This window comes from Nitrospirota bacterium, assembly GCA_040756155.1.
Lineage (GTDB): Bacteria > Nitrospirota > Thermodesulfovibrionia > JACRGW01 > JBFLZU01 > JBFLZU01.
In genome coordinates, this window is sequence record JBFLZU010000050.1 from 32,370 (window position 1) to 42,261 (window position 9,892).

At 42.3% G+C, this 9,892-nt stretch carries 13 protein-coding genes; 5 read left to right on the plus strand and 8 right to left on the minus strand.

From position 1 onward, the window contains the following. Together AB1488_05045 and AB1488_05050 are read right to left on the minus strand one after the other, a co-directional pair. The coding region (locus AB1488_05045; GenBank protein ID MEW6409461.1) for a 3-hydroxy-5-phosphonooxypentane-2,4-dione thiolase LsrF at positions 1-111 on the minus strand (111 nt) is incomplete at its 3' end. Between the two features lie 16 nt (positions 112-127). Beyond that, a complete protein-coding gene (locus AB1488_05050) occupies positions 128-1,123 on the minus strand; it encodes a ketose-bisphosphate aldolase (GenBank protein MEW6409462.1) in 996 nt (331 codons plus the stop codon). A 236-nt stretch (positions 1,124-1,359) separates the two neighbouring features. Here AB1488_05050 and htpX point away from each other — a divergent pair, with 236 nt between their 5' ends. Continuing rightward, the gene (gene htpX, locus AB1488_05055; GenBank protein ID MEW6409463.1) at positions 1,360-2,211 is read left to right on the plus strand and encodes a zinc metalloprotease HtpX; all 852 of its coding nucleotides are present in this window, start codon (positions 1,360-1,362) and stop codon (positions 2,209-2,211) included. 240 nt (positions 2,212-2,451) lie between these two features. On the opposite strand, the gene AB1488_05060 is transcribed toward htpX, so the two are convergent. The 3 genes from AB1488_05060 to AB1488_05070 all read right to left on the minus strand — a co-directional run bounded on the left by AB1488_05060 (position 2,452) and on the right by AB1488_05070 (position 4,087). After that, positions 2,452-2,790: a type II toxin-antitoxin system PemK/MazF family toxin gene (locus AB1488_05060; protein ID MEW6409464.1), complete on the minus strand. Its 339-nt coding sequence runs from the start codon at positions 2,788-2,790 to the stop codon at positions 2,452-2,454. Further along, complete coding sequence (locus tag AB1488_05065; GenBank protein ID MEW6409465.1) at positions 2,775-3,017, minus strand: ribbon-helix-helix domain-containing protein; 243 nt, start codon at positions 3,015-3,017, stop codon at positions 2,775-2,777. Before AB1488_05065 ends, AB1488_05060 begins: the two co-directional genes overlap by 16 nt. 107 nt (positions 3,018-3,124) lie before the next feature. Beyond that, positions 3,125-4,087, minus strand: a complete 963-nt coding sequence (locus tag AB1488_05070) for a sulfite exporter TauE/SafE family protein (GenBank protein MEW6409466.1) — start codon at positions 4,085-4,087, stop codon at positions 3,125-3,127. Positions 4,088-4,286: 199 nt separating this feature from the next. Between AB1488_05070 and AB1488_05075 the strand changes: the two genes are divergently transcribed. The 4 genes from AB1488_05075 to AB1488_05090 are packed head-to-tail and all read left to right on the plus strand — an operon-like array spanning position 4,287 to position 8,404. Beyond that, positions 4,287-5,543, plus strand: a complete 1,257-nt coding sequence (locus AB1488_05075; GenBank protein ID MEW6409467.1) for a CBS domain-containing protein — start codon at positions 4,287-4,289, stop codon at positions 5,541-5,543. Continuing rightward, complete coding sequence (locus AB1488_05080) at positions 5,540-6,766, plus strand: Nramp family divalent metal transporter (protein ID MEW6409468.1); 1,227 nt, start codon at positions 5,540-5,542, stop codon at positions 6,764-6,766. The genes AB1488_05075 and AB1488_05080 overlap by 4 nt, the downstream gene beginning before the upstream one ends. A 14-nt stretch (positions 6,767-6,780) precedes the next feature. Next, positions 6,781-7,401, plus strand: a complete 621-nt coding sequence (locus AB1488_05085; GenBank protein MEW6409469.1) for a DUF47 family protein — start codon at positions 6,781-6,783, stop codon at positions 7,399-7,401. Beyond that, positions 7,394-8,404 (plus strand): inorganic phosphate transporter, encoded by a 1,011-nt coding sequence (locus tag AB1488_05090; GenBank protein ID MEW6409470.1) that lies wholly within the window; start codon positions 7,394-7,396, stop codon positions 8,402-8,404. Before AB1488_05085 ends, AB1488_05090 begins: the two co-directional genes overlap by 8 nt. Here the strand turns inward: AB1488_05090 and AB1488_05095 are convergent. The 3 genes from AB1488_05095 to AB1488_05105 all read right to left on the minus strand — a co-directional run. Then, a complete protein-coding gene (locus AB1488_05095; GenBank protein ID MEW6409471.1) occupies positions 8,367-8,918 on the minus strand; it encodes a DUF2062 domain-containing protein in 552 nt (183 codons plus the stop codon). The genes AB1488_05090 and AB1488_05095 overlap by 38 nt on opposite strands. Before the next feature lie 2 nt (positions 8,919-8,920). Then, complete coding sequence (locus AB1488_05100; protein ID MEW6409472.1) at positions 8,921-9,517, minus strand: MarC family protein; 597 nt, start codon at positions 9,515-9,517, stop codon at positions 8,921-8,923. 19 nt (positions 9,518-9,536) lie between these two features. Further along, positions 9,537-9,892 (minus strand): SPFH domain-containing protein (locus tag AB1488_05105; protein ID MEW6409473.1); only part of this gene is annotated, 356 nt, incomplete at its 5' end.

The window sequence follows — 9,892 nt, forward strand, 5'->3', positions numbered from 1 at the left end:
TTCCAATTTTGTTGTAGGACCAAGAAAATATCCATGGTCAATAGGCAAAAATAAACAGTGACCATCGGGTTTAATTAATTGTGACAGCCGATTTTTCATTCCCCAATCCATCGTAAATACCTCCTTCCTATAAACAGTAAAACTTCTTTGCCTCTTCAAGAGATATCCCTCTGTAATCATCCGCATGCCCTGCTGTGCCAAATGCCTCCATCTTAAATTTGATGACGTCGAAGACTGCTTCCCTTGCAGGTGTAAGATAATCTCTGGGATCGAACTTTTCAGGTGCTTCCGTAAGTATCTTTCTAATCGCCCCTGTAAAGGCAATCCTTGAATCAGTATCAACATTAATCTTGACAACACCGAGCCTTATAGCCTCCTGTATGGAGACTATCGGGACACCTTTAGAGTCTTCCATCCTGCCACCATATTTGTTAACAATATCGGTCAAATACTGAGGCACACTGCTTGCTCCATGAAGAACAAGAGGTGTGTCAGGACATCTCCTCTTAATACCCATTATAATGTCCATGGCAAGCCTTGGAGCATCTTTGAATTTGTATGCACCATGTGATGTCCCTATGGCAACAGCAAGGGCATCAATATTTGTCTTCTTTATAAACTCCTCAGCCTGAGCAGGGTCTGTGAGGTGAGTATGCCCTGAACCTATCCCATCTTCTATCCCTCCGAGGGTTCCAAGTTCACCTTCCACAGTCACACCAAATCTATGTGCGTATTCAACAACCTCTTTGGTAACCTTAAGGTTATATTCGTAGGTGCTTACTGTTTTACCATCCTCCATCAAAGAACCATCTATCATAACTGAAGTAAACCCAAGATTTACGGCAGTCTTTACGATTTCGAGAGAATTTCCGTGATCGAGGTGCATGGCGATTGGGATTTCAGGGTTATCTTCCACAGCAGCAAGCATAAGATGTTTCAGATATACAAGATTTGAGTATTTAAGTGCACCCCTGCTTGCCTGAATAATAACAGGAGACCTTGTTTCTTTTGCAGCCTTCATGATTGCCTGAATCTGCTCCATATTATTTACATTGTAAGCCCCAACCCCATAGCCTTTTTTCATGGCTTCATCAAGGATCTGTCTCATGGGAACCAATGGCATAAACCCTCCTTCATTTGAGGTAATGTTTTGTGAGACTTGGATGATATTATACCTTTTTCAATACCATTAATCAAATCCTCTTTGATCACTACGCATAACGCTGTTAAGCTCCGATCAATCAGTTCTCCGCTTGACAAACGGGACTGATTTTTCTTAGAATATTAACTAAAGATAATAGATTCAAAATATCCGTATACATGTGATACGGAAAAGATATACAGAAAGGAGGTTAGTTTATGAACACACTGAAGACAATGGTATTGATGGTTGCACTGACATTGATACTCATATGGGCTGGTGCAGCTATTGGTGGAAAATCAGGGATGACTATAGCACTTGGTTTCGCCCTTGTAATGAACATGGTCACATATTGGTTCAGCGACAAGATAGTACTCAAGATGTATGGTGCGCAGCAGGTAACTGAGGCAGAGGCACCAGAACTTTACAGTATCGTTAGGACACTCGCACATAAAGCAGGATTACCAATGCCAAAGGTGTATATAATTGATGGCGATTCACCAAATGCCTTTGCAACTGGAAGAAACCCTTCGCACGCAGCGGTCGCAGTAACAAGTGGGATAATGAGGATACTGTCGAGAGATGAACTTTCTGGTGTTATAGGGCACGAGTTGGCACATGTAAAACACCGCGATATACTTATAGGCACAATAGCTGCGACCATTGCAGGTGCGATAAGTTACCTCTCACAGATGGCTCAGTGGGCAATGATTTTTGGTGGAAGAAGCGATGATGAAGGTAGAGGCGGAAACCCTATCGCTGCACTGGTGATGATGATAGTAGGTCCTATTGCAGCACTGCTTATACAGATGGCTATCTCAAGGTCAAGGGAATATGCCGCTGACCAGGGTGGTGCAAGAATAGCAGGAAATCCCCTTTTTCTCGCAGGTGCACTAAAAAAGCTCCATATTGCTTCTCAGAGGATACCTCTTGAGGCAAACCCTGCAACCGCTCATATGTTTATTGTGAGCCCTCTGAGCGGTGGTGGAATCCTCAGCCTCTTCAGCACACACCCACCAATTGAAGAGCGTGTGACAAGGCTTGAGGCTATGGCAAGAGGAGCATATTAATCCAGAATAAAGGGGCTGCCTCTTCCCCAATTAGTTCTTTACATTGTCATTGCGAGGCGACCCGAACAAAGTGAGGAAATAGCCGAAGCAATCTTAAAGAACAAAGAAAAGGTTAATAAGAGATTGCTTCGCCTTCGGCTCGCAATGACAGGAATGAGGGACTCGCTAAGATTAATGAGTCTATTGACCTTTCCTCATTTCCACGAACCACCTTGTAGCTATTTTTTCTCACAAAATCAATTATGCCCCTATTATCTCATTCAGTCCTTCAACAACCTGTTCTATTTCTTCAGGAGAAGCCTTTCCGATTATTTTTCCAATTCTCTCAACTGAAAGCGTCCGAATCTGACTTATTTTTACCCATGACCGTTTGGGCAAATTTGCAGTTTTCAATTCAAGAGTAAGGGGGAATCCTGCTCTCTGGGGCTGACTGGTTAGAACTACGGCAATGACCGTCCCTGAACGCTCATTAAAAATATCGTGGCTTAAAATCAAAACAGGCCGTAAGCCTGCTTGCTCACGGCCCCGAACTGGGTTTAAATCAACCCATCTAACGTCGCCCCTTAGTATTCGGGCCATTGGCTCAAATCCTCAGTTAATCCTTCATCTGCCATTGCCTTTTCAAAGGTCTGGTCAAGTTTCGCGCATTCTTTCGCTAAACGGGTGCGTTTTATCCGTGCAAGCTTTTCTTCTACAGCCTCCTGAATAGCTTGGCTACGATTCTGAAAAATATGTTCATTGACGAATCTGTCTAACTGTTCAATGTATTGTTCATCCAATGTGATCGCAATTTTTGCTTTGCCCATAGACACCTCCGGTATTACTTTATATCATACCTATGGTTTTGTCAATTGTTTTTTGATTTTAAATAATAAAAGAATATTTTTAGCAGAAAAAGTGGGAAAGTCTCAAATTACATAGTTATGTACTGCAAAACATATAGCAATGCCAGAGATACGATAATGACTCCTAACATAAGTTTAATTAACCTCTGTGGAACAAATTTCTGGAATCGAGCCCCAAGATACATGCCAGCAAATCCTCCTGCCCCGAAGAGAAACCCTAATAGCCAATCAGGCGATGTTGACAGTCCAGTCTTAGCAGGGATAATACTGTAAAAGGTCACCCCAGCTATAGAAGTCAGTAATGTGCCCATCAGGGAAGCACCTGCAACCGTATAGATAGGTAAGTGAAAGACCGCTACACAGAATGGTGCAATAATAGCCCCCCCACCAACCCCGTATGTGCCACCGATAATCCCTACAAGAAAGGAAAGGATAAACATAGCTACAGGACTGAATGAAAACCTTTCACCCCAGAACTCGTATTCAATTTTAGTAAGGCTGAAAGAGATTGTTTTCACCACTGCCTCTGGAGGAATCCCTGCAGTTATTCTTGCCTGCTGTTGTTCTTTTAGTTGTTTGACTCTTATCTTGAACTTTTCATCGACAGCATTTATCTTTACCTTTTCAACCTGCCCTTTCCATGCTATCTCGTAGAGAAGGCGACCTCCAATATAGAGGAGAACGCATCCAACAAAAAGTTTGAAGGCTCTTGGATCAGGCAGATAGATTACCCTCAGAAAGTACCCGATAAATACACCGGGAAGTGTCCCCATAATGACCACTGCGGTCAGGGGCCATACCATTCGACCTTCTTTGAGATAACGATATACCCCGCTGGGAATAGCCACAATATTGAAGACAAAATTTGTTGCACTCACAGAGGGGCTTGTGTAGTTAAAGACGCTCATCTGGAACGGGAGAAGGAGAAAGGCTCCTGAAATCCCTCCCATAGAGGTAAAAAATGAAACGACCAGTGCGACCAGAGGGGGGATAAATATGTAGGTCTTGACGCCTGATACTGGAAAAGATATATATAAGAAGTCCATTTCGATATCTCTTCTTTGAAATCTTGCTGTAATAAATTCAGACTATCTTACCATAAAATAACATTTTCCTAATATCAAATCATTCCATATCAAATCATTCCATATCAAATCATTCCTTGACAAATAAGACCGATTGGGATACCTTATGAGCGGTCGTTTAAAACCAAATTAATGAGGTATTCTAATGCCTTTCATAGGAGAGTTCTTTGTAAGTGAGGTTCTCAATAAACCAGTTCTTGACCCCTCCGGTGAAGAAATAGGTAAATTGAGGGATATGCCAGTTGCTACTGGAGAAGTCTTCCCGCATATAACCGGACTTATCCTCTCAAAAAAGAAAAAGACATTTCTTCTTGAATGTGAATCCTTAAACATGTTCAATAAAAGGATAATATCATCCAGAGTGTTTGCTTCAAGTATAAGAGAATATGAAATAAAGGAGACCGATCTGTTAATCATCAGGGATATACTCGATAAACAGATAGTTGATATAAATGGAATAAAGGTGGTAAGGGTAAACGATGTCAAGATCTCAGAGGTTGACGGATGTCCATGTATGGTTGCAGTAGATATCGGGTTTTCAGGGATACTCAGACGCCTCGGTGTAGAAAAAAGGTGGTTAGGAAAGATGATAAGCTACAGGATACCCCACAACCTTATAAGCTGGAACTACATACAGCCTATAGAACCCAAACTTGCAAGGCTTTCACTTACAGTAACACGACAGGCAATAGGCGGTATGCATCCTGCAGATATAGCCCACATAATAAGCCAGGTGCCGGAAAAAGAGCGGGCTGCTATTTTCCATACACTCGATGCTGAAACTGCTGCAGAGGCGCTTCACGAACTCGAACCAACAGTTCAGGCGTCCATAATCGGAGGACTAGATAAAAGGCAGGCGTCTAACATAATACAGGAGATGCCTCCTGATGAAGCTGCGGATTTGCTTGCTGACCTCCCAGCGGAAAAGGCAATGGAGTTTATTGGACTTATGGAAAGGGAAGACGCAGAAGAACTTCAGGAACTTCTCTCACACGATGAGGATACTGCTGGAGGACTTATGACAACTGAATATATCGCCTATCCTCCAGATATTACGGTTGCCGATGCTATGGAGCGGTTCAGAAAGGATGCTACTGAAGTAGAGACTATCTATTACATCTATGTCACTGAAGCGGATGAAAAGCTGATCGGAGTCATCTCCCTGAGAGAACTCCTGCTGGCACTCCCTGAAACAACACTTTCAGAGATTATGACAACACAACTTAAGACAATATCTCCACTGACAGATGAAAAGGAAGTAGCTGAGACCATATCCAAATATAATTTAGTAGCACTCCCTGTTGTGGATGATAAAGACAGATTGCTCGGAATAGTAACTGTAGATGATATTCTTGATTTTATTGTCCCCACCGAGGCAAAGAGAAAGAGGAGAAGGGTATGAAAAAAAGGCTATTACTTCTCTTTGCTATAATTGGTCCAGGGATAATAACTGCAAATATAGACAATGACGCAGGAGGAATAACCACATATTCGGTAGCAGGTGCACGATTCGGATACTCCCTGCTCTGGACACTCATACCTACTACAATCACCTTGATAGTCGTCCAGGAAATGGTGGCAAGGATGGGTGTAGTCACTGGAAGGGGTCTCTCTGACATTATAAGGGAACGATACGGTGTAAAGGTTACGGTGTATATGATGATTGCCCTTCTCATTGCAAATTATAGTACAACCGTGGCAGAATTTGCAGGATGGGCAGCAAGTTTCGAACTTCTCGGTATCAGTAGATATATATCTGTCCCCATAGCTGTGTTTGCTGTCTGGATACTCGTAACAAAAGGAACCTATCGTTCTGTTGAGCGAATACTCCTCGCTGCATGCGTAATATATATAGGGTTTATTATCTCTGCATTTATGGCGAGACCTGAGTGGGGTGAGGTTCTTCGTAATACCTTTACCCCCAGGTTCAAACTTGATTCAGAATATGTGATGATGACGATAGGAATTGTAGGGACTACCATAACTCCATGGATGCAATTTTATCTACAGTCATCTATTTCAGAGAAGGGAATAAGGAAGGAAGATTATAGATATTCGAAACTCGATGTAGTAATTGGTTGCTCCATTACTGATATAATAGCCTTTTTTATAATAGTTACATCTGCTGCCACATTGTTTCCGCTCGGAATACGGATAGAGAATGCAAGTGAAGCAGCAATGGCGTTAGAACCGATGGCTGGGAAGTATGCATCAACCATATTTGCAGTAAGCCTTGCCAATGCATCACTTCTCGGTGCTATTATAGTGCCACTCGCAACCGCATACTATATATGTGAGGGTATCGGCTGGGAAGCGGGTATAAACAAAACCTTCGAAGAGGCACCACAGTTCATGTGGCTCTACACAGGACTGATTGCCCTTAGTGCACTTGTGGTCTTATTCCCTAAGGCGCCTCTGATAACCATCATGGTCATAGCCCAGGTGATAAATGGGATAATTCTGCCTTTTGTGCTCATATATGTTCTGCTTCTCGTGAATAATAAAGAACTAATGAATAATTATGTAAATCCAAGGAGTTATAACATCATAGCGTGGATAACAATAGGGGTGATGATATTGCTGAGTGTGATACTATTTGTAACTATTTTTATTCCAAATCTTTAAGGAGGTGAAGCAATATGCTTAAATTATTACCAAAACAGATGGATTTTTTCAGCATCTTTGAGCAGACAGCCTCAAACCTACAGATGGGAGCAAAGTTACTCGTTGAACTAATGGAAAACCTCAGTGATGCAGAAGAAAAAGCAAAGAAGATATATGATGCAGAGCAGGAAGGTGACATTCTCACTCATGAGGTTTTTAAGAGGCTTAATAAGACATTCATAACCCCTATTGATAGAGAGGATATCCATGCCCTTTCCTCAAGGCTTGATGATATACTTGATTTAATATGGGCTACAGCAGAAAGAATTGTCGCATTCAAGATAAAGGAACCCATCCCTGAGGCAATTGCCCTCTCAAAGACACTTCTCTCCACAACAGAAATCATCCTTAAAGCAGTAACTTCCCTCAAACAAAAGAATTATTCGTATCTCCATGAATATTGCATCGAGATTAATACCCTTGAAAACAGGGCTGACCGTTTTTTCAGGGATGCGCTTGCCAAACTCTTCGATGATATAAATGACCCTATTTTCATCATTAAGTGGAAAGAGGTCTATGAACACCTCGAGAATGCTACAGATAAATGCGAGGATGTTGCAGATATACTTGAAGGAATCGTGTTAAAACATGCCTGAAATAATTATTCTTATCGTAGTCCTTGCTATACTCTTCGATGTAAGTAATGGATGGAACGATTCTGCCAATGCAATAGCCACTGTGGTTTCAACAAGGGTTCTCACCCCATTAAAAGCCGTCCTCATGGCAGCTACGATGAATGTCCTTGGGGCATTTTTTACTACCGCTGTTGCAAAGACCATAGGTAAGGGGATTGTAGACCCCTCAGCAGTTACTCAACCTGTGGTAGTTTCAGCCCTGATTTCAGGATTTCTATGGAATTCTGCCATGACATTAATCGGAATGCCTGTGAGTGCCTCTCATGCATTAATTGGTGGGCTTATCGGAGCCGCTATCTCTTACGGTGGGATGGGGATACTCAATCTATCGGGTATTATAACGATATTTTCTTCGTTGATCGTATCTCCATTTTTAGGAATTGTCTTCGGATTTCTCCTGATGTTGCTTATCATCAAGTTATTAGGCAGGCTACCCCTCGGGGTATTAAACAGGTATTTTGGACGTCTCCAGGTATTATCATCGGCGTTTATGGCTTTCAGCCACGGCTCTAATGATGCACAGAAGGTAATGGGTATTATTACACTTGCCCTTGTAAGCGGAGGATATTTAAAAACGGTTGAGGTACCATTATGGGTTATACTGATCTGTGCCATTGCTATGGGTATAGGAACTGCAATCGGAGGATGGAGGGTTATCAAGACTCTCGGAGTGAGATTGCTTAAACTTCAACCAATTCATGGCTTTGCAGCAGAAACATCAGCAACCGCCATTATCCTCAGTGCAAGCCACTTTGGACTTCCTGTAAGCACCACTCATGTTATCTCTACTGCTATAATGGGGGTAGGAGCAACCAGACGAATCTCCGCAGTAAAATGGGGAATAGCAGGCAAGATAGTTATGGCATGGGTCTTTACTCTACCTATGTGTGCTGGATTAGCATGGACAATCTATAAGCTATTTATTTTTATATCAAATTTATACCAGAATTTACCCTCTTTTTGACCTTTCTATATGCGATCACCATTTTCAGAGTAATAAAATAAAAACCGATAGACAATACCATGGTAAGTATAATGTTACCGATAAGATAAGGTAGCAGTATCTCCTTGCCTGCAAGTGATATAAACTCTTTAAGCATCTCAAGGATTGAGAGTCCTTCCATATATTTTATCTGCGTTATGGCTGAAGCCACATTTGGTGCGATATTCTGATGTATAATGAGTTCACCGAGGATGTAACTCAGTGTCCAGAAAAAGACGGATGTCCATGGGTTCATAATCATTGTCCCTATTACTGCTGATATCTTATTTGCTTTAAAAAGGAGGGCGAGGAAAATAGCGAATATTATCCCTAATCCAAAGGTTGGGAGTATTCCAGCAGCAATACCGAGCGCCATGCCTAATGCTATCTTCTCAGGTGTATCGTCTATCCGTATGATCTTGAGATACTGAAGTTTAATCCATCGTTTGGTAACATTGAAGATCCCCTTTTTACTGTTTTTGATGTTATCCTTCAATATCAGTGAATCCCCAAAAGTCGTATAATCCCATTTCTTATCATGCTGACCGCTATTGCCGCAAGGATTAATGCCGCTACCTTAGCAACTGCCCGTGAACCACCTGTGCCAATAACCCTGATAATCTTATCTGCATTAAAGAGGATAATAAAGGCAAAGACAAGATTTATGATAATCGAAAGCAGCACCGGGAAAAACCCGTATGAACCAGTGAGGACAAGTGCTGTTGTAAGGGTTGCTGGTCCTGCAAGAAGGGGTGTCCCGAGTGGAACAACCCCGAGCGATGTATCCACCCCTCTTGATATTACAGGTCCCTTGAGTATGTCAATTACTGCAAAGACCATAAGGAGCACTCCACCTGCTATCATAAAATCCTCAACCTTTATACCGAGAACCTTAAAGATCCAATCACCTACGAGCACAAAGACAACCGTCACAAAGAAGGCTGTAATAATTGACTGAATAACAGCTTCTTTTTTCTTATCTCGTGATATTCCTTCTGAAAGCGTAATGTAGATAGGCAAGATGCCGAGGACATCCATCGTCACAAAGATAGGGATTGTCGTCAGGACAAGGGTGTGTAAGAAACCTCCATCCAACGGTGGTCTTCAGCCTCCCCTAATCCTTACCCCTTTTCAGCCTGTTGACGAATGGCTCCAGGAGGTCAATAGGCACGGGGAATATAGTAGTAGAATTCTTCTCTGTTGCAACCTCTGTGAGTGTTTGAAGGAATCTGAGCTGAATGGCTGCGGGATTTCTCCCTATTATATCAGCTGCATCTGCGAGCTTATGTGCTGCCTGAAATTCCCCATCTGCATGGATGACCTTTGCCCTTCTCTCTCTTTCCGCCTCAGCCTGTTTCGCTATTGCCCTCTGCATCTCTATTGGTAAATCAACATTCTTCACCTCAACAGCAGTTACCTTTATTCCCCAGGGTTCTGTGGCCTGATCTATTACCTTCTGGAGTTCTGCAT